The sequence below is a fragment of the Alistipes sp. genome, assembly GCF_020026455.1.
Lineage (GTDB): Bacteria > Bacteroidota > Bacteroidia > Bacteroidales > Rikenellaceae > Alistipes.
On the sequence record NZ_JAHHQJ010000001.1, the window covers coordinates 204,590 to 231,170 of the forward strand.

The window sequence follows — 26,581 nt, forward strand, 5'->3', positions numbered from 1 at the left end:
TTTTTCAACATGTTAGAAGGTAATGTTCAGTCCGACCGAGTAGGTGCGGGCCATGGGCTGGGCATAGATGTTTCCGTAGGTTTCGGGATCGAAATAGCCGTCGTAGTCCGTTGCTACGACCAGCGGATTCCGAGCTTCGAAGTGTACGCGCAATCCCGCCATGTGCAGTTTTCGCGTGATTCGCTGCGGGAAGGAGTACCCCAGCCGGATGCTGTTCACGCGGAAGTAGTTGATCTTCCTGTGCCAGATGTCGAGGCTGTTGAACAGGTTGACGTTTGTCGGGAAGTTATCCATGATCCAGTAGTAGACCCGGTAGGGATCGGGGTTCTCGGTCCAGTTTTCCCAGGCCGAACCGTCGGCCTGCAGGTTTCCGGCCAGCGAGGGGAAGGTCCCCGAGGGGTTGGAGGGCGACCACACCTTGTTCATCTCGGTGGTGTAGTTCTGCCCGGGATTGGTCTGCGTGGGGTAGTAGAAGGGCGAGCGCGTCACGAGCTGCCCGAATACGAAGTTGCACGAGATCGCCAGGTCGAAATTCTTGTAGTAGAACCGGTTGTTGAAACCACCCGTCACATCGGGGTTGCGGGATCCGATGTAGGTCATGTAGCTGCGCACGTCCTTCTGCGAAACATTCATCGCCGGACCGTATTCGAACGTCTCCGGAATGCCCAGTCCCCAGGGATCGCTGGCCTCCACGCGGAATCCGACGAACTCCTGCAGCGAGATTTTCTTCCCGTCGCGCCAGAACATCGGGATTCCGTTTGCGTCCAACCCGGCGGTCTTGATGGCGAATACGGCGCTCGACGAATATCCCTGCAGCGAGGGGCTCCAGCTGTTGTCGTCGATACGCACCTTTTCGACCTTGTCGGTGTTGTGTGCGATGTTGATCGACGTCTCCCAGCGGAAGTTGCGGGTTCGGATGTTCACCGTGTTGAGCGTGAATTCGATACCCCTGCTCGAAATTTCACCGTAGTTGCTCGATGTCGAGATGAATCCCGTTTCCGAGGGGATCGTGCGTGTGGTGATCAGGTCCTTGCTTCGGCGGCCGTAGAGTTCGAACGAGAATCCGATGCGGTGTTCGCAGGCTGCGAAATCGAGGGCCGTGTTCCACGAATAGGTCGTCTCCCAGCGCAGGTTCTGGTTGGGCGGCGACGTCACATCGATGCGGTCTTCGCTCACACCTCCGAGCGAGGTGCTGTTCCACGTGCCGAGGATGTAGGGCGAGGTCGTGCGGTCGATGTTGCCCTGGGCGCCGTAGGATACCCTCAGGCGCAGGTTGTCGAGCCAGCGAGCGTCGCTCAGGAAGTGCTCGCGGTTGATGTTCCACGCTCCGGATATGGACCACATCGGGTTGAACTTGTATTTGGGATCCACACCGAAGAGGTTCGTTCCGTCGTAGCGCATCGAGCCGAAAACGGTGTATCGGTTGTCGAAGGTGTACGACCCGGTGAAGAAGTAGGACATGTAGCGGTTTTCGTAGAAGTTTTTGGTATACTGCCTGAAACTCTCGTCGTCGAGCAGATCGCTGTCTTCGGGGACGTTGATCGGTTTGGTCGTCATGGTTTTGTGGTCGTATCCGAATCCTTTGGTGTGTATGGTCGTGTTGGTTACGCCGCGCATCTCCAGACCGGCCATCAGGTCCAGTTCGTGCTTTCCGCCGAACGAACCCGCATATTCGGCCTGAGCCTTCCAGTTGTACTGCGAGAGGTCGCCGTCCCAGTTCTGGATGATACCGCCTTTGGGCAGGCGCACGACCTGATCGACCATCGACTTGAGCTGGTATTTTCGGGTGAAGTAGGTGTTTTCCTGTGCCATTTTCTCGGTCGTGGAGTTGTCGACCTGCAGTCCGAACTGGGTGTATAGCTTCAGCCCCTTCACCGGACGATACTCCAGATCGAATATGGCCTTGATCGAGCGTGTCTTGAGCGTGTACTCCGTGCGAGCCCGCTCCTCCAGGAAGTTGAAGTCGAGCACGTCGGCATTTCCCGTGTTGACCGTCATGTCGGGGTCATACGCATAATTTCCATCGGGCCCATAGGCATTGAGATAGGGATTTACCGTCCGGGTGTAGCGCGACGGGTTGGTGAAGACGTCCGTGTCGGACAGATAGGAGTCGTTCTTGTTCTGCCCGACGAACACCGAGGCCCCGAAGTGCAGGTTCTGCAGCAGGTCGTAGTCGGTCTTCATCGTGAGGTTCAGACGCTCGAATCCCGTACCTATGGTCGTTCCCTGTTCGTTGTAGTATCCGCCCGAGAAGTAGTATCCGGTCTTTCCGCTGCCGCCCGAGATGCTGAGGCTGTACTGCTGGTTGAGAGCCGTCCGATAGATTTCGCGGCCCCAGTCCGTGCCGTTTCGGCGCAGGGCCTCGATCGCGCGCTGCGTCTCGGGCGAGAGAGCTGCGAGACCTCCGCCGTTGACGAAGGCGGCACGCTCCCCGGCCTTGTCCAGAATGCGGGCCACGCCGCCCATGCCCGGCAGGTAGTTGAGCCGGGCGTTGGCCGCCAGTCCTAACTCCAGATCCACCTTCTGCGAGGCGTTCATCAGGTTGAGGCGCCCCAGGTCGGGACGGTCGGTCACGAACAGCGATGCCGAGACGTTGACGCGCATCGCCTGGTTGCGGGCTCCTTTCTTGGTGGTGATGATGATGACTCCGTTTGCAGCCCGGGCGCCGTAAATGGCCGTAGCTGCGGCGTCTTTCAGTACGGATATGTCCTCGATGTCCGACGGGTTGAGTCCGGCGATCGACATGTTGTAGAGGTTGTCGACGCTCTCCTTCGACGACCAGTCCTTCGGGATGTCGTTTCCTTCGAGCGGCATTCCGTCGAGCACCCACAGCGGGTCGGTGTTTCCGTTCAGTGTCACGGTGCTTCGGATCTTGATCTTGCTGGCTGCACCCGGTCCGCCGGTCGTGGGAGTGGACACGAGTCCGGCGATCGATCCGGAGAGCATTTCGTCGACGCTGGCCACGCCGTCCCGCGAGATGTCCGACATCTTGACGGAGGCGATCGACGAGGTCAGCTTGCGTTTCTCGATGCGCTGGTATCCGGTCACCACCACGGCGTCCACCTTGTTGTCCGACGTCGAGAGGTAGACCGTGAAGTCGCTCTGGCCCGCAATATCCAGGGTCCGGGTCTCATAGCCGAGGTAGCTGACGACCACCTTCCGGACACTGACGGGCAGCCTGAAGGAGAACCGGCCCTGTTCGTAGGCGATCGTTCCCTGTGGATTGTAGTCTTTGGCCTGGGTTTCCTCGGGAGCGATGAAGACGGTTGCTCCCACGAGCGGTGCGCCGTCGGCACGGTCGAGTACCTGGCCCGTAATCTGCCGGGTCTGCTGTGCGAGCGCCAGCAGGGGACAGACCAGGGCGCATAGCATAAAGAATTTTTTCATATTACAAATATAGAAGTGTTTGATCTGTTTTTCTGTTAAATCGAATCTGTTTTTCCGATATTGATTTGAGATTGTAACCTGATTGAGAGTCCCTTCAGTTGCCGCAAAGCCGTCTTTCCGGATCGGAAGACGGCTTTGCAGCGTTGGGTTTTATAACATTCTCAAGGCTTCTTTCAGCCTCAGCTCGAGGTCTCGGTAATGGTTCCGGGTTGCCTGGTCGCCGCTTTGGAAGCGGCCCTGGACAATGGTCAGCAGCCTCCGCATTTCGGCCCTCTTGGCCGATGTGGTTTCGCTCACGCGCTGCATCATGTCGTAGTTGCGGGCGGTGCGCAACCCGATCTGTTCGGGCCTCGGCAGCGGTTCGAGATCCAGCTCGGGGGTGTCCTGCATGAGCGAGCAGGAGCATCCGCGCCCGTCGTGCGCGTGGTCGTGGAGCGTCGATCCCATCTTGGTGGTCTTCACCATCGTGATGTTCGACGAGACGATCAGTGCGTCGACATAGTTCTTCTGGCTCATCCGTTCCCAGATCGAGAGCGTACGCCCTCCGGGGCGGATAAATATGGCGCGCGTGATGTCGTCCATCATCTGCTCGGGCGTGTAGGTCTTTGCCCCGCGTCCCTGCCGGGCCTCCACCTCATACATGCGCACCATCCGCTGGTCGGCCAGCAGTTCGTAGTAGGTCTTGTACTGGAGTTCGCGCGCGAAGTTGTAGGGGGCATACTCCATCTGTCCCACGGGTGAGGAGCGCTGTGCATAGGCCTTGTCCCAAGCCTTGGCGCCGAACAGCCATTCGGGTGTGGTGAAGACTTCGTCGATGAGGTATTCGACGCTCTTTCGCTGGTAGTCGGCCGGAACCGGTACATATCGGTCGATGTCGTGCCCCGCCACCACGTTGTTGAGGTGGAATCCGCCGACATTGGTCTTTACATGGTCGGCATAGGTCATCCACTGGAAGACGATGGCCATCAGGAAGCGTCCGGCTTCGTATTGCAGTTCGCCGTCCTCCGAGGTCCAGTCCCCCACGTGGGGAATGATGCGGCGCAGGTTCTTCGTGCCGTATATGCCGGCCTGCACGGCGTCGTTGCCGAGGTCTTCCGACTGCGACCGCGGATCGATTCCTTCGTGCGACTGTTCGCCATACCAGTATTCGGGGTCGTTCTCATGCTTGCGCAGCCAGGCGTTGAGCGTCGGCAGCTCCTCGTGGGGATCCTTCACGTCGAGCCAGCGGTATCCCCAGTTTATGGCGTGCTTGTCGTAGGTTCCGATCTTGGGGGTCAGTTGGGTGATTCCGTCCTCGGGCTGTGCCACGTAGTTGAATCGGGCGTAGTCCATGATCGAGCTGGCGGTTCCGTTGGTTGCGGTGTAGCTCTTCGAGCGGAGCGAATCCACCGGCACGGAGTACGAAGCCCCGAAGTTGTGCTTCAGTCCGAGGCTGTGTCCCAGCTCGTGCGACGATACGAACCGCACGGCGTTACCCATCACCTCCGTGGGCAGCTTGTTGGCGCGGGCTGCGGGGTCCACGGCTCCGGTCTGGAGGCGGATCCAGGCCTGGAGGATGCTCATCACGTTGTGCCACCAGATGATGTCGGCTTCGATGATCTCGCCGCTCCGGGGGTCGATCACCGAGGGGCCCATGGCGTTGGCCATCTCCGAGGCGGCATAGGTCACCACCGAATAACGCACGTCGTCGATGTCAAACTCCTTGTCGTCGGGAGTGACCTCGCGGGCCAAGATGGCGTTCTTGAAACCTGCGGTTTCGAAGGCCTCCTGCCACTCGACGATCCCCTTCTTGATGTAGGGCACCCATACGGGCGGGGTCGCCGGATCGATCCACAGGACGATCGGTTTGCGCGGTTCGACCAGCTCGCCGCGCTTGTAACGCTCCACATCCTCGGGTTTGGGCTCCAAACGCCAGCGGTTGATGAATGCGCGCTCCTCGGCCTTCTGCTGTTCGTCGTTGAAGTAGAGGTGCCCGATCTCGAAGTAGCCCACGCGGTCGTCGGAGAAGCGCGGACGCATCGGCTCCTTGTCGAGCAGCACCAGATTCGAGGTGATGTCCACACTCAGCGCTATCGTCTCTCCCTCCTCGGAGTGCGAGGTCGAGAGGAGCGATTTGACGATGATGTTTTTGGGGAACGACTTGGCGGATTCGATCTTCGACAGCTCCTTTTTGGGCGATCCGGAGAGTCCGATGGCTCCGAACACGTTGTTGAAACTCTTTTCGCTGCCGTCGAATACCTTGTTGACCTTGATGACCACCGACGCCGAATCCTTGCCGTAGGCTTCGATCGGGAACTGCTCGATAGCCGTTTCGCGGTAGTTGTCCTTCACGGAGCGGGTGATGCGGTCGTCTTCGGGCGAGGTGATGCGCGGGTCGTAGGTCATGACCCATACCTTTTTATGAAGGGTGTCCTTGCGGAACCGCACGATCTTCTCGCCGTAGCCCATTCCCTTGTTGATTCCCGCATCGTTCAGGGCGTAGGGTACGCTCGAAATCTTGTTGACAATCAGAATTTCGCGCCCCAGCAGCGAGTCGGGGATCTCGAACAGGATGTCGGTTCCCTTGCGGTGCACGTCGAACATGCCCTTGTCGGTCACGGCGCCTTTCAGCAGTTCTTCGTAACCTTTTTTCTCTTTTTTGGTCGTGTCGGCCTTCTGGGCCGCGGCTTCGGTTTTCTTCGACTTGCGGCCCGGCTTTCTCTTCGCTTCGGCTGTCGGGACCGTCAGCAGGAGGAGTGTTGCCAGTGTCAGCAAGCTCGCGATCAATCGTCTTTTGTTCATCGTTTCTTATTGCAGTTATCGCGCGAATCGGTAGAATCCGCAGGATGCAATAATAAAATTAAAATTTTTAAATAAAAAGCGATCGGGGGCGAATGCCCGGATCGGAGGGGTGAATGCCGCAATCAGGCGGATTACTTTTCGGGCGGCAGCATCGGCATCCGGCAGCGGAAGGTTCCCTTGTCGATCGAGATCGAGATGTTCTCTTCCGTGTAGAAGCGATATACCGATCGGATTCGTTCCAGTCCCAGTCCGAGCGACTCCTTGTCGCCGTCGTTGCGCGGCGTGTAGTTGTTCTCGATCAGGAGGCTTTCGCCCTCGGTGCTGATGCGGATGTGCAGCGGGTTGCCTCCCGTGATGCTGTTGTGCTTCACGGCATTCTCGACCAGCGTCTGGAGGCTCATGGATGGAATCCGCCAGTTGCGCAGTGCGGGGTCGATGGCCGTGGTGAGTTCGATGCGGTCGTCGAAGCGGATTTTCTGGAGCGTGTAGTACTGCCACGTAAAATCGATCTCCTCGGCGAGCGTTGCGAGTATCTGCTTGCGGTGCTCCAGCACACGGCGGTATACGCGCGAGAGGGTGAGGGTGAACTCCCGGGCCTGCTCGGGGTTGCTGCGGATCAGCGCATAGAGCGAATTGAGCGAGTTGAACAGGAAGTGGGGGTCGATCTGTTCCAGGAGTTGCTGCAGATGGAGCTGCGCCGACTCCTGTTCCGAATGGCGGCGCAGGTCGTATTCGCGACGCCAGCGTCGTTGCGCCAAGACGAGCAGCACGGCGAAGAACAGCACCGAGATCACCGATGCGAAGACCGTGTAGAAGTGGAATTCGTCGATCTCCTGCTCGATGACCAGCCGCGGGATGCCGATGCCCGCCACCCAGCGCTCACCGCCCAGCCGCATGGGGTAGTAGGTGCGCTCCTCGTCGATGTCGAGGTAGTCCGAGATGGCGTGAACGGTGAGGCTCCGTCCCGTTTTGACCACCTTCCGGAATGCCGCCCGACCCGCCGGGTCGTTTGCCGGATGCCCCATTTTGAGACTGTCGGGGTGGTAGACGATCACCCCTTCGGGGTCGAACAGCATGGCATATCCGCTGCTGGCCGGATTCTGCGTCATGCGGGTGTAGATTTCGGACAGCGGGAAGTCGATGCCGCAGATATGCCTGCGCCCTGCCCGGTCCGTCACCGTTCGGGCCATGCTCCAGACCTGAATCCGCCCCGAATCGGTCACGCGGCTGTACACCGAGTCACCGTCCGTCGTGGCGATGAGCTGCTGCCGGAAATCCCGGTCTGTTGCCGTGGTGCGGGGTTCCGCTGCGCGCGGGTAGCTGCGGATCGTGCGGCCCCCTGCCTCCGCAAACCAGACACACCCGGCTTTGGGGTCCATCCGCATGAGCGTCGCCGCGAGCACATGCCGTTCGGCTTCCGTCGGCGCGGATTGCTCGCGCATGAATTGCGCCGAAGCTTCCAGCACCCCCTCCGAACGCTCGAATTCGACCTGCAACAGCCGGTAATGATACTCGCTGATGTGCGTGACGATCCGTTCGCTCATCTGCATGGCCACGCTGTTGATCGTGCGTCCGGCGATCAGGATGCCCGCCACGAGTAGAATCAGGAGGATTGTTCCCGTTATCAGAAGTCGCCCTTTGGGCCTGTGTCGCTGTCGTGCCATGCGGGACAAATGTAGTGATTTTTTCGCCCCGGCGAAGAAAAACCCCGCGGAAAATCTTTCTGCGGGGCCTTGTCCGATCAATTCTCCCTGCGGATTTTCAGCCGTTCCCAGAGCCACTCCGGAATCAGCTTCCAGAAGAAGACCAGTACGGCATAGCGGCGGTCTATAATCACCCTGCGGCGGGGATGCCTCAGGATGTGCATGATGCGTGCGGCGACCTTTTCGGTTTGCATCAGCATGGGGTAGTGGCCGTCGCCGGAGAGCAGCGGCGTCGCTACGAATCCCGGGCGGATGTCCGTAAATCGGATGCCGCAGTTTTCCATGCGTGAAAGCTGTGCCAGTGCGTCGATGTAGGTGTTCTGCATCCGCTTGGTCGCCGAATAGGCCGGGGCAGTCCCGAGCCCCTTCGTGCCGGCTATCGAGCTGATGACGGCGATCCGTCCGCCGCCGTGGCTGCGGAAGTAGGCGAAGGCAGCCGTGACCATCCTGACGAATCCTTCGCCGTTGGTGCGCAGGGTATTCAGTTCGATGTCGGGGCGCAGTTCGGTGTTGCGGCTGCCGATTCCCGATGCGTGGAAATAGATCTCCATGCCACCCAGCCGTTCGATCAGTTGGCCGAGAAGTTCGGGCGCGTCGTCGCGGGTGATGTCGATGGGGAGGGTCTCTACCTGCCCGGGGGCTTCGGCGCGGAGTGCTTCGAGGGCATCCTTGCGACGCCCGGCGGCTCCGACGCGCCATCTTGCACGGATGCAGAGCCGGGCGACTTCGAGTCCGATGCCCGACGTGGCGCCCATGATGACGATACGTTTCATGACGGTTCGATTTTCAGGGTTTCACACAGCCAATATACGAAAGCTATGCCGGAAAAGCAAATCTTCCCGAAAACTGCGCGCTATCCCGACTACTCCGACTACTCCGGCTGTTCTGGCTGTCCCGGCAGTTTGGCTGCCCCGACTGCCTCGATTGCCCAACTGTTCGGCTGTCCAACTCTCCCGACTGCCCGGCAGTCCCGATTGTCCCGGCCGTTATGCTGTTGTCGCGGTGTGCGGAGCGGCTGCAGAACTCAATTCCGCAATAAAAACGGAACAGCGTCTACTGCGGTCTCGGCGCGGTCTCCTGCGCCGGTCCGAATCCGGCGTGCGTCACGACTGTGAGCCGGCAAAGGTCCTTTTTCCGGCGACCGTCATTTTTCGTCCAGCCCGTACTGCACACACTCGATGCCTACGCGCCGCAGCAGGTTCAGCCCCTCTTCCGAACGGTAATCCTCGGCATACACCACCCGCTTGATGCCCGCCTGAATGATCAGTTTCGAACATTCGATGCAGGGTGCCGCGGTGATGTAGAGCGTCGAACCGTCGCAGTTGTTGGCCGACTTGGCGACTTTGGTGATGGCATTGGCCTCGGCATGGAGCACATAGGATTTGGTGTGCCCCTCGTCGTCCTCGCAGACGTTTTCAAACCCCGAGGGCGTACCGTTGTATCCGTCCGAGATGATCATCTTGTCCTTGACGATCAGCGCACCGACCTTGCGGCGTACGCAGTATGAATTTTCGGCCCAGATACTCGCCATGCGCAGATAGCGCAGGTCCAGCTGGCGCTGTTTCTCCTCCTGATAAGCCATATTTTATAGGTGTTGCTAATGCAATGCGGTCCGTTTTTCCTGAAAAAGCCTCCCTCCCGGGTTTCCGAGTTCCGGGGCGTGGCGTGTTGCAGTGCGACCTGTCTCCGCCTGCCCCTCCCCTAAAAAGGTCCCCTCCCGGGTTCCGGGGCGTAAGACACTGCGAAGCGCAGTGCGACCGGCCTCCGCCTCTGCCTACCTGCCTATCTGCCCCCCCCCTCTCTGGAAAAGACTCTTTTAGAGCCCTTTGCCGCAACAGTTCTTGTACTTCTTGCCCGATCCGCAGGGACACGGGTCGTTGCGTCCGGCCTTTTTCCCGACGTGCAGGGGCATGGGTTTCTGCTGTTCCTGCTGCCCGGCCTGAGCCGCCGCCTGCATGCGCGAGGCCTGCAACTTGTTGACGTCTACCTTGGCGCGCTCCTGCTGCTGACGCTGCACCGCTTCGGCGTTCTGGTCGCGCACGGGGATGTAGGCCTTGTTCAGGATGGACAGCACGTCGCGGTTGACCTTGATGATCATTTTCGAGAACAGCCCGAACGACTCGAACTTGTAGATCAGCAGCGGGTCCTTCTGCTCGTAGGTGGCGTTCTGCACACTCTGGCGCAGGTCGTCCATCTCGCGCAGGTGCTCGCGCCATGCGTCGTCGATGGTGGTGAACATCACCACTTTAGAGAATACCCTGTAAATCTCGGCGCCGTCCGTGCTCTGGCATTTCCGCAGGTTGACCGGCACGTTGTATCCCAGGTGTCCGTCCGTCAGCGGGAAGTAGATGTTCGAATCGAGCTGGTCCTTGCGGTCTTCGTAGATGCGTTCCATCACCGGACGCACCGTGTCGGCCACGGCCTTCGCACGGCGTGCGTATGCCTCCTTGAGGGCCTTGACGATCACCTCGACCAGTTCGGCGGGCTTCGCCTCCTTGTATGCCGCCTCGTCGATTTCCGGTTCTACGGCCACCTCGCGGATCAGCTCCATGCGGAAATCCTCGAATTCGATGCCGCGGTTCTCCTCCACGAAGTTGTCGGCGTAGTCGTACATGATGTTGTTCAGGTCGATCTCGATGCGTTCGCCGTAAAGCGCGTGGCGGCGGCGGGTGTAGATGACCTCGCGCTGCGAGTTCATCACGTCGTCGTATTCGAGCAGTCGCTTGCGGATGCCGAAGTTGTTCTCCTCGACCTTCTTCTGTGCGCGCTCGATGGCCTTGGTCATCATGCTGGCCTGAATCACCTCGCCCTCTTTCAGTCCCATGCGGTCCATCATCGACGCGATGCGGCCCGACCCGAACAGACGCATCAGGTCGTCTTCGAGCGATACGAAGAACTGCGACGATCCGGGGTCTCCCTGACGTCCGGCACGTCCGCGCAGCTGACGGTCGACGCGGCGGCTTTCGTGACGCTCCGTGCCGATGATGGCCAGACCTCCGGCCTGCTTCACCTCGGGCGTCAGCTTGATGTCGGTACCGCGGCCGGCCATGTTGGTGGCTATGGTCACCTGCCCCGATCGTCCGGCCTCGGCCACGACCTGTGCCTCCAGAGCATGCTGCTTGGCATTCAGCACGTTGTGCTTGATTCCGCGCAGCTTGAGCATGCGGCTGAGCAGCTCCGAGATCTCGACCGACGTGGTGCCGACCAGCACCGGACGTCCCGCCTCGACGAGTTTTACGATCTCCTCGATCACGGCGTTGTATTTCTCGCGCTTGGTCTTGTAGATCAGGTCCTGACGGTCGTCACGAATCACCTTGCGGTTGGTCGGGATCACCACGACGTCCAGTTTGTAGATGCTCCAGAACTCCGAAGCCTCCGTCTCGGCCGTACCGGTCATACCGCCCAGCTTGTGGTACATGCGGAAGTAGTTCTGCAGCGTGATGGTGGCGAAGGTCTGCGTTGCGGCCTCGACCTTCACGTGTTCCTTGGCCTCGATGGCCTGATGGAGTCCGTCCGAGTAGCGTCGTCCCTCGAGGATACGCCCCGTCTGCTCGTCGACGATCTTCACCTTGTTGTCCATCACCACATATTCGATGTCCTTTTCGAACATGGCGAATGCCTTCAGCAGCTGAATCACCGTGTGTACGCGCTCCGATTTGATCGAGTAGTCGTTGATCACCTCGTCGCGCTTGTGCGCCTTCTCTTCGGGGGTCAGGTTGGCCTTCTCCAGCTCGGCGACTTCGGCGCCGATGTCGGGCATCACGAAGAATCCGTCCTCGTTGAAGTATTTCGACAGCACCTCATGCCCCTTGTCCGTGAGTTCCACCGAGTTGAGCTTCTCGTCGATGACGAAGAACAAATCGTCGGTGATCTCGGGCATGCGGCGGTTGTTGTCCTGCATGTAGGTGTTCTCGGTCTTCTGCATCAGAGCCTTGACGCCCTGCTCCGAGAGGTATTTGATCAGCGGTTTGTACTTCGGCAGACCTTTGTGGGCCCGGTAGAGCTTCACGCCGCCTTCGTCGTTCTTGCCGGTCGATATCAGCTGCCGTGCCTCGGCCAGCAAAGCCGTCACGAGGTTCTTTTGCAGGTTGTAGAGGTTTTCGATGGCGGGGCGGTACTGCTCGAACATCTGGTCGTCGCCCTTGGGTACGGGTCCCGAGATGATGAGTGGCGTCCGTGCGTCGTCAATCAACACGGAGTCGACCTCGTCGACGATGGCGAAATGGTGCTTGCGCTGCACGAGGTCCTTGGGCGAGGATGCCATGTTGTCGCGCAGGTAGTCGAAGCCGTATTCGTTGTTGGTTCCGAAGGTGATGTCGGCCATGTAGGCCTCGCGCCGGGCGTCGGAGTTGGGCTGCGTGTCGTCGATGCAGGCCACCGACAGACCGTGGAACTGATACATCGGGCCCATCCACTCGGAGTCACGCTTGGCGAGGTAGTTGTTCACCGTCACCATGTGCACGCCCTTTCTGGCCAGTGCGTTGAGGAACACGGGGAGGGTCGCCACGAGGGTCTTGCCCTCTCCCGTCGCCATCTCGGCGATCTTGCCCTGGTGGAGCACCACACCTCCGAACAGCTGCACGTCGTAGTGAATCATGTCCCATTTCATGTCGTTGCCGCCTGCCATCCAGTGCGTTGCGTAGATGGCCTTGTCGCCCTCTATGGTGACGAAATCCTTCGTTACCGCCAACTTGCGGTCGAAGTCGTTCGCCGTCACCACGACCGTCTCGTTCTGCGCGAAACGCCGTGCCGTGTCCTTCATGATGGCAAAAGCCTCGGGGAGGATCTTGTCGAGCACCTCCTCGATTTTCTCGTCGATGCGCGCGGTTGTCTCGCTGATCTCTTTCGAGACCTTCTCCTTCTCCTCGAGCTGCGTTTCGGGCTTTTCGAGTATGGCCTTCAGCTCGACGATGCGGGCCTCGTCTGCGGCGATGAAGTCGGCGATCTGCTTTTTCAGCGCTTCGCTGCGTGCGCGCAGCTCGTCGTTGGAGAGTTTCTCGATCGAGGGGTAGACGGCCTTTATCTTCTCCAGATAAGGCTCGATCTGCTTGCGGTCCTTGTCGGCTTTCGAGCCGAAGATGGTTTTGATTATACTTGCAACTATATCCATAATGCGTTTGATGTTTTTCCGGTTCGGGTTCTAAATCCTACAAAGATACTCTTTTTTTGCGATTTGTCAATCTTCGGCGCGGCTTTTTGCGATCCTCCGGCCTATGGGACATTCCGCACAGCGGCGTGCGGCGCAGTATTCGGTGGCCAGCTGCAGCAGGGCCTGCGATTCGAAGGTATTGCGCGGACGCACGCCTCCGGCCCGCCATGCGCGCATGTAGCGGTTGTCCTCGGCCGGCAGCCGTTCGAGGAGCGTCAGGGCGCTGTCGCGCAACCGCTCGCTTCCGGTGTGGCTCCCATAGGCGAACTGGAGTACGGCCACGAGGTTGATTCCGATGATGTTGGCCTTGAATGCCCCGATGCGCTTGGGGCTTTCGCCGCTCTCGGAACCGGGGATGTGGTGCGTGCGCCAGTAGTCGGGGGCTTCGATGCAGAAGAGCCGCCTGATGTCCTCCTCAGTGCGGCAGGCCATGGCGCGTTCCATGATGAATTCGTCCTGTGTAAAGAATGCCGTGGCCTGAGCCAGCCGCAACACGGGGTGGTTGGCCGGACGGATTTCCGTGGGGGCCCATTGCGAGACGTCCATGGCCTCGATTCCGTATTTGGCCGCGAGATACTCGAAACTGCGCCTCAGATCGAGCGTGTAGGTGTCGTTGCGGTAGAGTTCCAGAAGCCCCGAGGCTCCGAGGAGCATTGCTTCGACGGCATGCGGGGCCAGACGCTCGCGCAATACGATCCTGTAGGGGACCTTCCGGGCCAGTTGCAGGAAGGCCTCCTGATTCTGGCGGTCGCCCAGCGTGCGGAAATAGAGCAGGTAGAACGTCTGGTTCCAGTTGCTGTCGGCCTCGCCGAACAGCTTCCCGACCGTGTGCATTTTCCGTTGCAGACGGTCGAAGATCAGCGCCGTGTCGATTTCGGAGCGTTGCAGTCCGTCGCGTGTGGCCAGATAGCCGCCGCAGGCATAAGTCCCGGCTCCGGCCTGCAGCCGTTCGATCGTCCGTGCCTCCGCCTCCGTCATCTCAGAACAGGTTGAGTTCCAGCAGTGCCTCCTCGGACATCATGCTCTTGTCCCACACGGGGTCGAACGTGAGGATGACGTTCACCGATTTCACCCCCTTGATCTTGCCGACCTGTATGTTCACATCCTCGACAAGCATGTCGGCCATCGGGCAGTTGGGGGCCGTGAGCGTCATGCGGATCGTAGCCACGCCGTCGGGCGTGTAGTCGATTTCGTAGATCAGTCCCAGGTCGTAGATGTTGACCGGGATCTCCGGGTCGTATATGTTCTTGAGGGTGGCGACGATGTCCTTCTCGACTTGAAGTATTTCTTCAGGTGTCATACCCTAAATTTTAACTTTTGTTTTTTTTGATCTTTAATTGGCCTTGGCCTGAAAGGCCAGGGCGTAGAGCCGCATCTGCTTGACCATCGCGGCCAGTCCGTTGGCCCGCGTGGGCGAGAGGTTGGCCGCCAGTCCGATGGCGTCGATGAAGTAGAGTTCCGTATCGAGAATCTCCTGCGGCGTACGTCCGTTCAGTATGCGGATCAATAACGCGATGATGCCCCGGGTTATTATGGCGTCGCTGTCGGCCGCATAGTAGATCTTGCCGTCCTCGAGTTTCGCGTCCACCCACACCCGCGACTGGCATCCTTCGATCAGATACCGTTCGGTGCGGTGTTCCGGAGCGATGGCCGGGAGCGTTTCGCTCAGGCCGATCAGGTAGTCGTATTTGTCGAGCCAGTCGTCGAATACGGAAAACTCTTCGATGATCTCGTCTTGTATCTTGTCCATGTTGTGTTTGAATGTTTGAGTCTTACAAATCCACGATCTCCTCCAGCACGCTGCCTTCCGATGCCGCCGGCTCGCGAATGCCCGCCAGCCGCGCCAGCGTCGGAGCCACGGCCGTCATGTCCACGCGGCGATTCACCCGCAGCATGCCTGCGCCCTTGCCGTAGAAGACCAGCGGCACTTCGGTGTCGTAGCCGTACATCGATCCCGACATCGACCAGCAGCGTTCCTGCTCCTCGATCCAGCCGGGCATCAGGTTCAGAATCACGTCGCCCGAGCGGCGGGGATAGAAGCTGTTCTGCATCCGGCGCGCATAGCCGCTGCCGAAATAGCTCGTGCGCATGGCCGTGGCTGCCAGGGCGTGGGAGATGCCTCTGAACTGCATGGCGAAGATGGCCACTTCGTTCTGCACCTCGGCGAGGTTCAGGCCCCGTTCGTAAATCAGGTTATGGTTGAGCCACAGACACTTGTCGTTGTAATCCATCACCCAGTTCCCGGTGCCGTAGCGGACGTTCAGGAATCCGTTGACGATCACCTCGAACTGCCGCGGGTTGAAGCGGTCGGCCTCCGTGTCCCCGGCGTCGAAGGCCGGGCTGGTTCCGTGGTCGGAGGTGAGCACTACCGTCACGTTGCCCTCCTTGACCTGGGCGAATACGAAGGTCAGGAAGTCGGCCAGATCGCGGTCCAGACGGTAGTACATGTCCTCGACCTCGATCGATTCGGGGCCGTAGGCCTCGCTGATGCGGCGCGGCGAGTCGAGGCAGACGTTCAGTAGGTCGGGGACCTTGTCGTCGCCGAGACGGTATTGCGCGATGGCCTGCTTGGCCAGCCCCAGGACGGCCGTGTTGCCCGCCGGGGTGTAGAGCATGCGTTCGTAGTCGCTCTGCAGGCGGAGGCGTCCCGCGCCCTCCGCGTCCGGGTCCTTCCGCGTCTTTCCCGACGGCGCGATGTCGTAGCTGCGGGGGTTGAGGTAGCGGCCGCGGTCGAGAAGCGTGCGCCACTCGTTCGAGATGTACGAAAGATTGTAGCGCTCGCGGTTGCTGCGGGCTATCCATTCGGGCACATCGGCGGCATAGTAGGGCGAGGTCACCCAGTCGCAGCGTGCCGTGTCGAGCCAGAAGACCTCTCCGCCGTGCCCGGCCGTCACCACGGCCGAAACGGCTTCCGGGGCGATCGTGACGGCGCGGCTGCCCGGGGCGTGGCGCAGCAGCGTTTCCGCGAGTGTCGGAGCGATCAGGTGGTAGGCGCCGGGACCCTTGTGTCCGTCGGTCAGTTCGACGGACCGGTTGGTGGTGTAATCCACCCAGCGCGAGCCGATCACGCCGTGGGTCGAGGGCATGGCCCCGGTGGTGAGTGTGGCCAGCGAGACGGGGGTTGTGGTCTGCAGATAGTCGTAGCGGCTGTCGGTATAGACCGTGCCTCCCTCCGCGAGGCGGCGGAACCCGCCTTCGCCGAAGTTTTCGGCGTAGCGGGAGAGGTCTTCGCCGCGCATCGAACCGACGACGATCTGGACGATCAGCCGGGGTTGTGCCGCGGCGCATTGAAGCGCCCCGAGAGCGGCGATGGCATATAGGAATAATTTTTTTTGCATTGGTGTCGTGAATTGACCGCAAATTTACGAATTTATTTCGAGACATCGGCGGAAACACTCCGTTTCCGCCTGAAAATCCATCTCCGGGAGCGCGGCGATCCGTTCCAGTTGACGGCGGCAGAAGGCGCGGTGTGCCTCGCCCTGCGGGTTGCGCGGTCGGTGGGCTGCCGCGGCGACGATGGCTTCGGCCTGCGGGAGCAGACGGAGGGCCTCGTCCGTCAGGACTGCCGGGACGAATTTCTCCCAGACGTAGGCCACGGCCTGCGGCGCGGGATGTACCAGGTCGTCGGCATAGAAACGGTAGTCGCGCAGGTCGTCGGTAAGTATCTCGAACGCCGGGAAATAGGCCGTGCACGGAAACCGTTCGGTCAGCTGTTCGGCGGCCAGCCGCAGCGTGGCCTTGCTCACGGCGTTGCCCGCCAGGGTGTCGCCCATGTGCCGTACGGGGCTGACCGTCAGTATGATCTGCTTCCCGGCGAGCGGTCCCCAGATCAACTCCGCGAACGTCTCCACGATCTCCTCCACCGAAAGCCGTCTTCTGGCGAATTCCGCGGCGGGGCGTCGGTGGCAGTTGGCGACCGCTTCGCCCGCATGTTCGTAGACCCATGCCGTGCCGAAGGTCAGGACGATGCGGTCGGCCGTGCGGAGCTTTTCGGCCCCGGTCTGCCGCGCGGCGTTCATCCCTCGCAGGGCTTCGTCGGCCGAGGGGGCCGAGAAGTCGCCGTGGAAGTTGAAATGATACCACACCTCGCCGTCGAAGCCCAGTTCCCCGCGTGTCACGGGTGCCGGGTCGGCATAGCTGCGGATTGCCGCGGCGATGGAAAGCGGATTGAAAAGGATGCCCGAGGGGTTTTCCGTCACCCGGAATTTGGCGCCGGCGAGTTTCCGGGCGATGTGTGCGGCGAAGCACGATCCGAGAGCGAGGATTCGGTTTTCGTAGCCGATTTTCACCCCGAGGGGGCTGGTTTCGATTTCGGTGCGGAATTTCATGGCGTACAAATGTACAAAATTTCTTACCTTTGTTCTATGATTCTGAAAGCAAACTGCAAAATAAATCTGGGTCTGGACATCCTGCGCCGTCGTGCGGACGGTTTTCACGATCTGGAGACCGTCATGTTCCCCGTTGCGGGGCTTTATGACGAGGTGGAGGTGGTGCGCACCGCGGTCTGCGGCGCGACGTTCCAGGCCGAAGGGCTGGTCGTGGACTGCCCGCCCGAGGAGAACATCTGCCTCAAGGCCTTCCGGCTGATGCAGCGGCACTATGGTGTGGACGGGGTGGCCATCCGTCTCGACAAGCGCGTGCCCTTCGGTGCCGGGCTGGGCGGGGGCTCGTCCGACGGAACGGCGGTGTTGCTGGCCCTCAACGAGTTGTTTGCGCTGGGCCTGCCCGAATCGGAGCTGATCGCCCGGGCTGCAGAGCTGGGCAGCGACACGGCATTTTTCGTGCGCAACACGCCGCAGCTATGTAAGGGAAGGGGTGAGGTGATGGAGCCTTTTGCGCTGAACCTGAGCGGTATGACGCTCGTTATAGTCAAGCCCGACGAGGGGGTTTCGACCCGCGAGGCCTATGCCGGGGTGCGCCCGAGGATTCCGGAGCTGCCGCTCGCGGAGCGTCTCGGACGGCCCGTTGCCGAGTGGCAGGGGCTGGTGACCAACGATTTCGAAGCGTCTGTTTTTGCCGCGCATCCGGCCATCTGTACCGCCAAAGAGCGTCTGCTGGCCGAAGGGGCTGTCTACGCCTCGATGTCGGGCAGCGGCTCGGCGGTTTTCGGGCTGTTCGCGAGGACTGCCAAAAGCGACATCCTGCGCCGCCTGTCGCCTTTCGTATTCGCCCTGTAATCCGCCGGGCCGGGGGCTTGGGGGCCGCCTGTTTTGCCGGATAAGAATTCCGGGGGGGCGTCGTGTCGTTTCGGCTCCGGGGTGTCGGGATGTAACTCGCCGAACAGCCGGGCGCCGGCTCGCGGAGCATGGCATCCCGTGGGGACCCTCGGGTTGCACCGGATCTCCACGGGGTTATCACTGGGTTTTTCAGTTTGTTGCGGGTTCCTTCGGTCGACCGCGGGGCGCCTTAAACAGTCTCGGGCTTCCCAACCAGTCGCAGATCTCTCCGGATTGTCACTGGGTTTTTCAGTTTGTTGCAGGCTCCTTCGGTCAACCGCGGGGCGCCTTAAACTGTCTCGGGCTTCCCGACCGGTCGCAGATCTCCCCGGCCGGGGGCTACTTACATCCCGTTACGGGCATCTTGGTGATGCGCGCGATGTGGCGTCCGCCCTCGAACGTGGCGCCAAAGTAGGCGTTGAGCATCGCGACGGCTTCGTCGTTGGTGATGAAGCGCGCCGGGAAGACGATGATGTTTGCGTCGTTGTGGCGGCGGATCAGCGAAGCGATCTCGGTGTCCCAGCAGAGACCTGCGCGGATGCCCTGGTGCTTGTTGAGCGTCATGGTCATCCCCTCGCCCGAGCCGCAGAGCGCGACGCCGCATTCCAGTTCGCCGTTTTCGATCGCTTCGGCCAGCGGGTGGGCGAAGTCGGCATAGTCGACGCTCTCGGGCGAGTGTGCGCCGAAATCGAGCACCTCATAGCCCATGGCGTTGAGGTAACCCACCAGAAATTCTTTCATTTCGTAGCCGGCGTGGTCGCTGGCGATACCTATTTTTTTCATCGTATTCGGTTTATTCGTGTCCGATATTACAAAGATACGCAAAAAACCGATCGTACGGCATGTCCCGGTCACGAATTTGTGTTAATTTTACGCCGTGAAGATTTTTCTTGCCATATTGGGCGGCGTGGCGTTCGTGCTGGGAGTCGTCGGCATCTTCGTGCCGCTGTTGCCCACGACACCGTTTCTGCTGCTGGCCGCAGCCCTCTGGGTCCGCTCCTCGCAGCGGCTCTACGAGTGGCTCCTGACCCATCGCTGTTTCGGCGAGTATATCCGCAACTTCCGTGAGAACAACGCCATACCCCTGCGCGCCAAGGTCGTTTCCATCACCCTGATGTGGGCCACGATGCTTTACTGCATCTTCGTGCTGCTCGATGGGAGGTGGTGGGCCCAGGTCGCTCTGCTGGCCGTGGCCGTCGGAGTCACCTGGCACATCCTCTCGTTCGCAACCCTGCGAAAGTGATTTCAGGGCTATTTCGGATTCCTCCGGAGGTCTTTCCGTCCGCTTGCAATCGGTTTCGACGTCCGCTGCGGCAAATGCAGGACAACGCATTTGCTCATTGAGGCAGGAGGTTGTCCTGCAATCGGGACCAACACCCTGATGCTCCAATTGTTCTGATACAAAAAAACGGACCGAAGTCCGTTTTTTTTATGCCAGATAGCGCTCTGCAACGCTTATCAGGAATCCGACCAGTGTGGCGTTGAGCAGCGTCGGCACCAGGCGGCTCTCCTTGCCCGAACTCACGATCGCCACGGGGATGGCTGTCATCAGCGTGACGCCCATGCCGTCGGCCCACCAGGGCAGGTAGGGCAGGTTGCTGTAAAACGTAATGACGGCGGCGAACAGGTAGATGCAGAACGCCGCGAAGCAGGGGCGCAACGACGCTTTCTGGGCGATCATCGGGATGGTCACCAGCGCTCCGGCGGCGGCGCCCACGGCCAATGAGAGGGTGAAATGGTCCATTGTCCCGGGGAGCTATTTCGCCGCGCGTTTGCGGTCGTTCTCGTCGAGCAGGATCTTGCGCAGGCGCATCGAGTGGGGCGTAACCTCGACATACTCGTCGCCCTGGATGTATTCGAGCGCCTCCTCGAGCGTGAAGACCTTCGGAGGTGCGATCGACGCCTTGTCGTCCGATCCCGAAGCGCGCATGTTCGTGAGCTGCTTGGACTTGGTGACGTTGACCGTGATGTCGTTCTGGCGCGTGTGCTCGCCGATGACCTGCCCGGCGTAGACCTGATCCATCGGGTTGATGAAGAAGCGGCCGCGGTCCTGCAGCTTGTCGATCGAGTAGGCGAAGGCCGTGCCGGTCTCGCCCGAGATGATCGAGCCGTTGGTGCGCATCTCGATATCGCCGACCCACGGTTCGAAGCCCTTCAGGCGGTGTGTCATGATGGCTTCGCCGGCTGTGGCGGTCAGCATGTTCGACCGCAGGCCGATGATGCCGCGCGAGGGAATGTCGAATTCCAGACGTGTGCGTTCGCCGTCGGAGGACATGTTCGTCAGCGTGCCCTTGCGGCGCGTCGTGAGGTCGATCACCGTGCCCGAGTACTCCTCCGGGCAGTCGACGGTCATCTCCTCGATCGGTTCGCATTTCTTGCCGTCGATCTCCTTGACGATGACGTGGGGCTGGCCCACCTGCAGCTCGTAGCCCTCGCGGCGCATGGTCTCGATCAGCACCGAGAGGTGCAGCACGCCGCGCCCGAAGACGTTAAACGAGTCGGCCGACGGCCCGGGCGTCACGCGCAGGGCGAGGTTTTTCTCCAGCTCGCGGTCGAGGCGATCCTTGATGTGGCGCGAGGTGACGTATTTGCCGTCCTTGCCGAAGAAGGGCGAGTTGTTGATCGTGAAGAGCATCGACATCGTCGGTTCGTCGATGGCGATGGGAGGCAGCGGTTCGGGATTCTCGTAGTCGCAGACCGTGTCGCCGATCTCGAAGCCGTCGATGCCCATGATGGCGCAGATCTCGCCGCAGGGAACCTCCTCGACCTTCTTCTTGCCGAGTCCCTCGAAAACCATCAACTCCTTGATGCGCGTTTTCTGCATCGTCACGCCGTCGCGCTTGGCGAGGGTCACCATCTGTCCCGCCTTGAGCGATCCGCGCGTGAGCTTGCCCACGGCGATACGGCCCGTGTAGGCCGAATACTCGAGCGATGTGACGAGCATCTGGGGCGTGCCCTCGACGATTTTCGGCTCGGGGATCTCGTCGATGATGGCGTCGAGCAGCGGGACGATCGAGTCGGTCGGCTCGTTCCATTTGTGCGACATCCAGCCCTGCTTGGCCGAACCGTAGATGGTTCTGTAGTCGAGCTGCTCCTCGGAGGCGTCCAGCGAGAACATCAGGTCGAAAACCTGCTCGTTGACCACCTCGGGGCGACAGTTGGGCTTGTCGACCTTGTTGATGACCACGATGGGCTTCTTGCCCAGCGCCAGGGCCTTCTGGAGGACGAAGCGCGTCTGCGGCATCGTGCCCTCGAAGGCATCGACGAGCAACAGCACGCCGTCGCACATGTTCAGCACGCGCTCGACCTCGCCGCCGAAGTCGGCGTGGCCCGGGGTGTCGATGATGTTGATTTTGTAGTCCTTGTAGATGACCGAAACGTTTTTCGAGAGGATCGTGATGCCTCGCTCGCGTTCCAGATCGTTGTTGTCCAGGATGAGTTCGCCGGTCTGCTTGGCGTTGTCGCGGAGGATGTGTCCGGCCAGAATCATTTTGTCGACGAGCGTCGTCTTGCCGTGGTCGACGTGGGCAATAATCGCAATATTGCGCAGTTTTTGCATAAAAGTATATTTTGTGGTGCAAAGGTAACAAATTCTCGGGAATTTATACTACTTTTGCTTGTTTCTTAAATTTCTTAAAAAGTTAACTAATGAAACCTGCCTTCAATGTGCGCCGTCAGAGCGATATTTTCATCGGTCCGCTGGCCGACATTCTCCCCGGGGTGCTCCCCAAAGGGCGGGTGGTGGTGGTCTCCGATGCCACGATCGACCGGCTTTACCATCCGCTGCTGGCGCCGTACGATTCCGTGCTGATCGGGCTGGGCGAGAGCATCAAGACGATGCAGAGCGTAGAGATGATCTACCGCCGTTTCATCGAGTTGGGCGTCGACCGGTCGACCTTCGTGCTGGCGATCGGGGGCGGTATCGTGACCGACGTGGCGGGATTCGCCGCTTCGACCTACATGCGCGGCGTGAAATTCGGATTTGTCCCGACGACGCTGCTGGCGCAGGTTGACGCTTCGGTGGGCGGCAAGAACGGCGTGAATGTCGATGGCTACAAGAACATGGCCGGGACCTTCACGCAGCCGCAGTTCGTCGTCTGCGACCCCGCGCTGCTGCGCACGCTCTCCGAGCGGGAGTTCCGGGCCGGGCTGGCCGAGGTGGTCAAGGCGGCGATCATTGCCGATGCCGATCTGTTCGGCCGCATCGAGCGGACGACCTTCGAGGCGCTGCGTACGGATACCGATCTGTTGTCGGACGCCGTTTCGGCGGCGATCCGCGTCAAGGCCGACATCGTCGAGCACGACGAACGCGAGGCGGGCGACCGCCGCAAGCTGAACCTCGGGCACACGCTGGCGCATGCCATCGAGAAATGTTCGAACCGCATGAATCACGGCGAGGCCGTGGCGGTGGGAACGGCCTTGATCGCCGGGGCGGCCGTGAAGCTGGGGGTGCTGACCCGGTCCGACTGCGACCGGATCGTGCAGGTGCTGACGGCGCTGGGCTTCGACCTGACGCCTCCGGTGGAGGTGAAGCGGCTGCTTAAAGAGGTCGGCAAGGACAAGAAAAACGAAGAGGGCGTGCTGCGGATCGTCCTGCCGGCGGGCATCGGCGACTGCGAGGTGCGGCCAATGACGGCGGAGGCTTTTGCGGCGTTGTTTTAGAGTGACCCCGGCGTGTTCGGGACAGCGGCCGGGCGCGGCCGATACAAAAAATCCGGTCGAATCAATCGACCGGATTTTGTTTATTCCTGATAGTGCTTCCGCAGACTTTCCGCATAGGCGTTCCAGTCCGTGATCGGCTTTTTGGCGACGCCCGATTCGACGGCCGCCTTCGCTACGGCCGGGGCGACGGTGCACAGCAGGCGCGGGTCGAGCGGTTTGGGAATCAGGTAGGTGCGCCCGAATTCGAGCGTCTCGACCCCATAGGCACGCAGGACTATGGTCGGAACCGGTTGGCGTGTCAGCTCGGCCAGCGCGTGCGCCGCGGCGAGTTTCATCTCCTCGTTGATCTTCGTGGCGCGCACGTCGAGTGCTCCCCGGAAGATGTAGGGGAAGCCCAGGACGTTGTTGACCTGGTTGGGGTAGTCCGAGCGGCCCGTGGCGAAGATGATATCGGGACGCGAGACGATCGCCGTGTCGTAGGCGATTTCGGGATTGGGATTGGCGAGGGCCATGACGATCGGGTTGCCGGACATCGTGCGCAGCATCTCGGGCGTCAGCGTGTCGGCCTTCGAGACTCCCAGGAACACGTCGGCGCCCTGCAGCGCTTCGGCCAGGGTCGAGATGCGCCGTGAAGTGGCGAATTCGCGCTTCATCGGGTTGATGTCCTCGCGGTAGACCGTGACCGCCCCTTGGCTGTCGCAGAGGACCATGTTCTCGCGGCGGATGCCGAGTTCCACGAACAGACGCGCGCAGGCGATGGCGGCGGCTCCTGCGCCGTTGACCACGACCCGCATCTTGTCCAGCTCCTTGCCGGCGATCTTCGCACCGTTCAGAAGTGCCGCCGAGGAGATGATCGCAGTGCCGTGCTGGTCGTCGTGCATCAGGGGGATGTCCAGCTCCTCGCGCAGGCAGTTCTCGATCTCGAAACACTCCGGGGCCTTGATGTCTTCGAGGTTGATGCCTCCGAAGGTGGGGGCGATGGCCTTCACCGTGCGGATGAACTCCTCGGGGTCGGTCGTGTCGAGCTCGATGTCGAAGGCGTCGATGCCTGCATAGGTCTTGAAGAGCATGCTCTTGCCCTCCATGACGGGTTTGGCCGCCAGGGGGCCGATGTTGCCCAGTCCGAGTACGGCCGTGCCGTTCGAGATCACGGCCACAAGGTTGCCTTTGCCCGTGTATTTGTAGACATCGTCCGGCTCTTCGGCGATGGCCAGCGACGGGGCCGCCACGCCGGGTGAGTAGGCCAGCGACAGGTCGTATTGCGTATGATAGGGTTTGGTCGGGACGATTCCGATCTTACCGGGGCGGCCTTCGCTGTGGTAGCGCAGCGCCGCTTCGTCGAGTTGTATTTTTGTGTTCATCTCTCTCATTTTCCGTTATTAACCTAATAGCATGAACGGCAAATATAACACAAAAATTGCTCCGGTCTTAACAATTTTTAGAATTTTCGGGGATTTTTTTAGAAACGGGACCTCCGTCCGCCGCCGCGGTCCGGGCGGGTGCGGGCGGTGTTTTCGGGGAGGAGGGGCTGGTGTTTTGGTGTGTTCGCTGTAGAGTTTCCGGGGAGGCGGGGGAGCGGGCATCGGTAGAATGGGTGCAGCGTTTCCGGCAGGGCTGCAGCGGTTATTTCGGCGCGGAGGGGGACGGTGCGCCGGGGCGTTTCAGCCCCCCCCCTCCGTCCGCCGCCGCGGTCAGAAGAGCGAGGCGGCTTCGTCGCGCGGATGGGTGAATCCGAGGTGCTGGTAGGCCAGCGGGGTCGCTTCGCGGCCGCGCGGCGTGCGTTTGAGGAAGCCCTCCTTGATCAGGAACGGTTCGTAGACCTCCTCGATCGTGCCGGCTTCTTCGCCCACAGCCGTGGCCACGGTGTTCAGACCCACGGGTCCGCCGTTGAATTTCTCGATGATCGTTCCGAGAATCTTGTTGTCCATCTGGTCCAGTCCGCGCGAATCGATGTTCAGCGCCGTGAGGGCGATGCGGGTGATTCCGAGGTCGATGTGTCCTTCGCCCTTGACCATCGCAAAGTCGCGCACGCGGCGCAGCAGCGCATTGGCGATACGCGGCGTGCCGCGCGAACGCAGGGCCACTTCGTGGGCCGCGTCGTCGTCGATCGGGACATCGAGGATGCCCGCCGAGCGTCGTACGATGCCCGCGAGCACCGGAGCGTCGTAGTATTCGAGGTGGCACTGGATGCCGAAGCGCGCCCTCAGGGGCGAGGTCAGCAGGCCGCTGCGCGTTGTGGCGCCGATGAGCGTGAAGGGCGCCAGCTCGATCTGGATCGAGCGGGCCGAGGGGCCTTTGTCCAGCACGATGTCGATTTTGTAGTCCTCCATCGCCGAGTAGAGATACTCCTCGACGATGGGGCTGAGGCGGTGGATCTCGTCGATGAAAAGTACATCGCCCGGATTGAGGTTGGTCAGCAGGCCCGCCAGGTCGCCCGGCTTGTCGAGTACGGGGCCCGACGTGACGCGCAGCTGCGCCCCCATTTCGTTGGCAATGATGTTCGCCAGGGTCGTCTTGCCCAGTCCCGGGGGGCCGTGCAGCAGGACGTGGTCGAGCGAGTCGCCGCGCATGAGCGCCGCCTTGATGAAGATATGGAGGTTTTCGACGATCTTGTCCTGCCCGGAGAAGGTTCCCAGCTCCTGCGGGCGGATTTTGTTTTCGAATTCGAGATCGCTCTCCGTGTTGCGTACGATTGACATGATGCAAAGATAGCGATTTTCGGCAAATCTGCGCCCTTGAGGCGAAAAAACAATATGCCGGGGACCGCCGGTTCGGGGATGGTGCCGCAGACGGGGCCGGAGAACGTGTGCCAGAGAACGTGTGCCGGGGACGAGTGCCGGGGCAGGGCATAAAAAATCCGGTCCGCAACGTGGCGAACCGGAACGACTGTCGTGAGGGAGCGGCTACTTCTCCCGCGGCAGGTCGAGCTTGATCTGCTGGCGGCCGTGCTCGTTGGTTTCGATGTGCAGGACAACGCCCTTCTTGCCTTCGAGCCGCTGGGCGAGCGGTGTGAGGTCGAACGAAACGTAGTAGCCGCCGGTATAGCCGATCGTGTCGCCGCCGGGATTGTGGCGCAGCTCCAGTTGCAGGTAGTCCGCGTCGGTGGCTTCGGGCTGCCCGGCGTCGGCGCTTCCGGCTCCCTGTTCGCCGGAATCCTTCACCTCGTTGACGATCACCGTGAACGAGTGTTTCGAATTGTCCGATACGGGGTAGAGGGCATAGAAGGTCAGCCACTCTTTTGTCAGGTGGAACGTGTTGCTCTGGAAGCCCGTCTTGGCATTGCCCAGCTCGGCGAGGCGGGCGGCGTCGGTCACGACCTCCGAAGTGCCGGTGTAGATGGTCTCCAGGAGATAGAGGTCGATGTTGTAGTCGTAATTGGGAATACCGTTCTGGAGGGTGAACCAGATGATGACCCGCTGCTTTTTGTCGGGATCGGGCTTGTAGCCCGGGACGCGCGACTTGTTGCTCGGGTAGAGTGTCTCCCCGTTGTCGCGCTGGAAGTAGTAGTCTCCGCCGTCAAGCGTGCGGACGGTGGTGATGAGCGTGCGGAGGTGTTTGCTGTCGTCGTCGTCGTTGCAGGCCGTGAAAGCGGTGGCGGCTATGGCTGCGATGAGGAATAAGCCCAATTTTTTCATAATATCCAATATTTTATGTTACCTTTCGTTCTTAAAACGTCCGGCAGG

The 26,581-nt window shown here is 60.7% G+C and carries 20 protein-coding genes; 3 read left to right on the forward strand and 17 right to left on the reverse strand.

Features of this window, described 5'->3' with window-relative positions:
- Positions 1 to 12: 12 nt before the first annotated feature.
- From QZ460_RS00785 to QZ460_RS00835, 11 genes are all read right to left on the reverse strand, one after another.
- A complete protein-coding gene (locus tag QZ460_RS00785; protein ID WP_290539680.1) occupies positions 13 to 3,387 on the reverse strand; it encodes a SusC/RagA family TonB-linked outer membrane protein in 3,375 nt (1,124 codons plus the stop codon).
- 150 nt (positions 3,388 to 3,537) lie between these two features.
- Entirely contained in the window at positions 3,538 to 6,168 is a 2,631-nt protein-coding gene (locus QZ460_RS00790) for a zinc-dependent metalloprotease (RefSeq protein WP_290539681.1), read from the reverse strand.
- A gap of 131 nt (positions 6,169 to 6,299) precedes the next feature.
- Positions 6,300 to 7,832 carry a histidine kinase gene (locus QZ460_RS00795; RefSeq protein ID WP_290539682.1) on the reverse strand — a complete coding sequence of 511 codons (1,533 nt, stop codon included), beginning with the start codon at positions 7,830 to 7,832 and terminating at the stop codon, positions 6,300 to 6,302.
- Between the two features lie 77 nt (positions 7,833 to 7,909).
- Positions 7,910 to 8,644: an SDR family NAD(P)-dependent oxidoreductase gene (locus QZ460_RS00800; RefSeq protein WP_290539683.1), complete on the reverse strand. Its 735-nt coding sequence runs from the start codon at positions 8,642 to 8,644 to the stop codon at positions 7,910 to 7,912.
- A gap of 371 nt (positions 8,645 to 9,015) precedes the next feature.
- Complete coding sequence (locus QZ460_RS00805) at positions 9,016 to 9,453, reverse strand: dCMP deaminase family protein (RefSeq protein ID WP_290539684.1); 438 nt, start codon at positions 9,451 to 9,453, stop codon at positions 9,016 to 9,018.
- Positions 9,454 to 9,687: 234 nt separating this feature from the next.
- Positions 9,688 to 12,981 (reverse strand): preprotein translocase subunit SecA, encoded by a 3,294-nt coding sequence (secA, locus tag QZ460_RS00810; RefSeq protein WP_290539685.1) that lies wholly within the window; start codon positions 12,979 to 12,981, stop codon positions 9,688 to 9,690.
- A gap of 66 nt (positions 12,982 to 13,047) precedes the next feature.
- Complete coding sequence (locus tag QZ460_RS00815; protein WP_290539686.1) at positions 13,048 to 13,998, reverse strand: DUF2851 family protein; 951 nt, start codon at positions 13,996 to 13,998, stop codon at positions 13,048 to 13,050.
- A 1-nt stretch (position 13,999) separates the two neighbouring features.
- On the reverse strand, positions 14,000 to 14,320 hold the full coding sequence (locus QZ460_RS00820; protein ID WP_290539687.1) for an iron-sulfur cluster assembly protein: 321 nt from the start codon (positions 14,318 to 14,320) through the stop codon (positions 14,000 to 14,002).
- Positions 14,321 to 14,353: 33 nt separating this feature from the next.
- Complete coding sequence (locus QZ460_RS00825; protein WP_290539688.1) at positions 14,354 to 14,770, reverse strand: SufE family protein; 417 nt, start codon at positions 14,768 to 14,770, stop codon at positions 14,354 to 14,356.
- A gap of 22 nt (positions 14,771 to 14,792) precedes the next feature.
- Entirely contained in the window at positions 14,793 to 16,358 is a 1,566-nt protein-coding gene (locus QZ460_RS00830) for an alkaline phosphatase family protein (protein ID WP_290539689.1), read from the reverse strand.
- A gap of 24 nt (positions 16,359 to 16,382) precedes the next feature.
- Positions 16,383 to 17,348, reverse strand: a complete 966-nt coding sequence (locus tag QZ460_RS00835; RefSeq protein ID WP_290539690.1) for a GSCFA domain-containing protein — start codon at positions 17,346 to 17,348, stop codon at positions 16,383 to 16,385.
- Positions 17,349 to 17,384: 36 nt separating this feature from the next.
- Between QZ460_RS00835 and ispE the strand changes: the two genes are divergently transcribed.
- Entirely contained in the window at positions 17,385 to 18,197 is an 813-nt protein-coding gene (gene ispE / locus QZ460_RS00840) for a 4-(cytidine 5'-diphospho)-2-C-methyl-D-erythritol kinase (protein ID WP_290539691.1), read from the forward strand.
- Between the two features lie 378 nt (positions 18,198 to 18,575).
- On the opposite strand, the gene QZ460_RS00845 is transcribed toward ispE, so the two are convergent.
- Complete coding sequence (locus tag QZ460_RS00845) at positions 18,576 to 19,019, reverse strand: RpiB/LacA/LacB family sugar-phosphate isomerase (RefSeq protein WP_290539692.1); 444 nt, start codon at positions 19,017 to 19,019, stop codon at positions 18,576 to 18,578.
- Between the two features lie 94 nt (positions 19,020 to 19,113).
- Between QZ460_RS00845 and QZ460_RS00850 the strand changes: the two genes are divergently transcribed.
- The gene (locus QZ460_RS00850; protein WP_290539693.1) at positions 19,114 to 19,479 is read left to right on the forward strand and encodes a YbaN family protein; all 366 of its coding nucleotides are present in this window, start codon (positions 19,114 to 19,116) and stop codon (positions 19,477 to 19,479) included.
- A 186-nt stretch (positions 19,480 to 19,665) separates the two neighbouring features.
- Here the strand turns inward: QZ460_RS00850 and QZ460_RS00855 are convergent, their stop codons facing one another.
- Together QZ460_RS00855 and typA are read right to left on the reverse strand one after the other, a co-directional pair.
- Positions 19,666 to 19,980, reverse strand: coding sequence for a hypothetical protein (locus QZ460_RS00855; protein WP_290539694.1), 315 nt, complete (start codon positions 19,978 to 19,980; stop codon positions 19,666 to 19,668).
- A 12-nt stretch (positions 19,981 to 19,992) separates the two neighbouring features.
- The gene (gene typA / locus QZ460_RS00860) at positions 19,993 to 21,795 is read right to left on the reverse strand and encodes a translational GTPase TypA (protein ID WP_290539695.1); all 1,803 of its coding nucleotides are present in this window, start codon (positions 21,793 to 21,795) and stop codon (positions 19,993 to 19,995) included.
- 89 nt (positions 21,796 to 21,884) lie between these two features.
- Here typA and aroB point away from each other — a divergent pair, with 89 nt between their 5' ends.
- On the forward strand, positions 21,885 to 22,898 hold the full coding sequence (aroB, locus tag QZ460_RS00865) for a 3-dehydroquinate synthase (RefSeq protein WP_290539696.1): 1,014 nt from the start codon (positions 21,885 to 21,887) through the stop codon (positions 22,896 to 22,898).
- 80 nt (positions 22,899 to 22,978) lie between these two features.
- On the opposite strand, the gene QZ460_RS00870 is transcribed toward aroB, so the two are convergent.
- From QZ460_RS00870 to QZ460_RS00880, 3 genes are all read right to left on the reverse strand, one after another.
- Positions 22,979 to 24,259 (reverse strand): malic enzyme-like NAD(P)-binding protein, encoded by a 1,281-nt coding sequence (locus QZ460_RS00870; RefSeq protein ID WP_290539697.1) that lies wholly within the window; start codon positions 24,257 to 24,259, stop codon positions 22,979 to 22,981.
- Positions 24,260 to 24,589: 330 nt separating this feature from the next.
- Positions 24,590 to 25,597: a Holliday junction branch migration DNA helicase RuvB gene (ruvB, locus tag QZ460_RS00875; RefSeq protein WP_290539698.1), complete on the reverse strand. Its 1,008-nt coding sequence runs from the start codon at positions 25,595 to 25,597 to the stop codon at positions 24,590 to 24,592.
- 204 nt (positions 25,598 to 25,801) lie between these two features.
- Positions 25,802 to 26,533 (reverse strand): NigD-like N-terminal domain-containing protein, encoded by a 732-nt coding sequence (locus QZ460_RS00880; RefSeq protein ID WP_290539699.1) that lies wholly within the window; start codon positions 26,531 to 26,533, stop codon positions 25,802 to 25,804.
- Positions 26,534 to 26,581: the final 48 nt, after the last annotated feature.

What these genes read in the sequence shown, in the direction of transcription:
- QZ460_RS00785 (WP_290539680.1), bottom strand. Translation starts at nt 3,387, where the DNA reads ATGAAAAAATTCTTTATGCTATGCGCCCTGGTCTGTCCCCTGCTGGCG.
- QZ460_RS00790 (WP_290539681.1), bottom strand. Translation starts at nt 6,168, where the DNA reads ATGAACAAAAGACGATTGATCGCGAGCTTGCTGACACTGGCAACACTC.
- QZ460_RS00795 (WP_290539682.1), bottom strand. Translation starts at nt 7,832, where the DNA reads ATGGCACGACAGCGACACAGGCCCAAAGGGCGACTTCTGATAACGGGA.
- QZ460_RS00800 (WP_290539683.1), bottom strand. Translation starts at nt 8,644, where the DNA reads ATGAAACGTATCGTCATCATGGGCGCCACGTCGGGCATCGGACTCGAA.
- QZ460_RS00805 (WP_290539684.1), bottom strand. Translation starts at nt 9,453, where the DNA reads ATGGCTTATCAGGAGGAGAAACAGCGCCAGCTGGACCTGCGCTATCTG.
- secA (WP_290539685.1), bottom strand. Translation starts at nt 12,981, where the DNA reads ATGGATATAGTTGCAAGTATAATCAAAACCATCTTCGGCTCGAAAGCC.
- QZ460_RS00815 (WP_290539686.1), bottom strand. Translation starts at nt 13,998, where the DNA reads ATGACGGAGGCGGAGGCACGGACGATCGAACGGCTGCAGGCCGGAGCC.
- QZ460_RS00820 (WP_290539687.1), bottom strand. Translation starts at nt 14,320, where the DNA reads ATGACACCTGAAGAAATACTTCAAGTCGAGAAGGACATCGTCGCCACC.
- QZ460_RS00825 (WP_290539688.1), bottom strand. Translation starts at nt 14,770, where the DNA reads ATGGACAAGATACAAGACGAGATCATCGAAGAGTTTTCCGTATTCGAC.
- QZ460_RS00830 (WP_290539689.1), bottom strand. Translation starts at nt 16,358, where the DNA reads ATGCAAAAAAAATTATTCCTATATGCCATCGCCGCTCTCGGGGCGCTT.
- QZ460_RS00835 (WP_290539690.1), bottom strand. Translation starts at nt 17,348, where the DNA reads ATGAAATTCCGCACCGAAATCGAAACCAGCCCCCTCGGGGTGAAAATC.
- ispE (WP_290539691.1), top strand. Translation starts at nt 17,385, where the DNA reads ATGATTCTGAAAGCAAACTGCAAAATAAATCTGGGTCTGGACATCCTG.
- QZ460_RS00845 (WP_290539692.1), bottom strand. Translation starts at nt 19,019, where the DNA reads ATGAAAAAAATAGGTATCGCCAGCGACCACGCCGGCTACGAAATGAAA.
- QZ460_RS00855 (WP_290539694.1), bottom strand. Translation starts at nt 19,980, where the DNA reads ATGGACCATTTCACCCTCTCATTGGCCGTGGGCGCCGCCGCCGGAGCG.
- typA (WP_290539695.1), bottom strand. Translation starts at nt 21,795, where the DNA reads ATGCAAAAACTGCGCAATATTGCGATTATTGCCCACGTCGACCACGGC.
- aroB (WP_290539696.1), top strand. Translation starts at nt 21,885, where the DNA reads ATGAAACCTGCCTTCAATGTGCGCCGTCAGAGCGATATTTTCATCGGT.
- QZ460_RS00870 (WP_290539697.1), bottom strand. Translation starts at nt 24,259, where the DNA reads ATGAACACAAAAATACAACTCGACGAAGCGGCGCTGCGCTACCACAGC.
- ruvB (WP_290539698.1), bottom strand. Translation starts at nt 25,597, where the DNA reads ATGTCAATCGTACGCAACACGGAGAGCGATCTCGAATTCGAAAACAAA.
- QZ460_RS00880 (WP_290539699.1), bottom strand. Translation starts at nt 26,533, where the DNA reads ATGAAAAAATTGGGCTTATTCCTCATCGCAGCCATAGCCGCCACCGCT.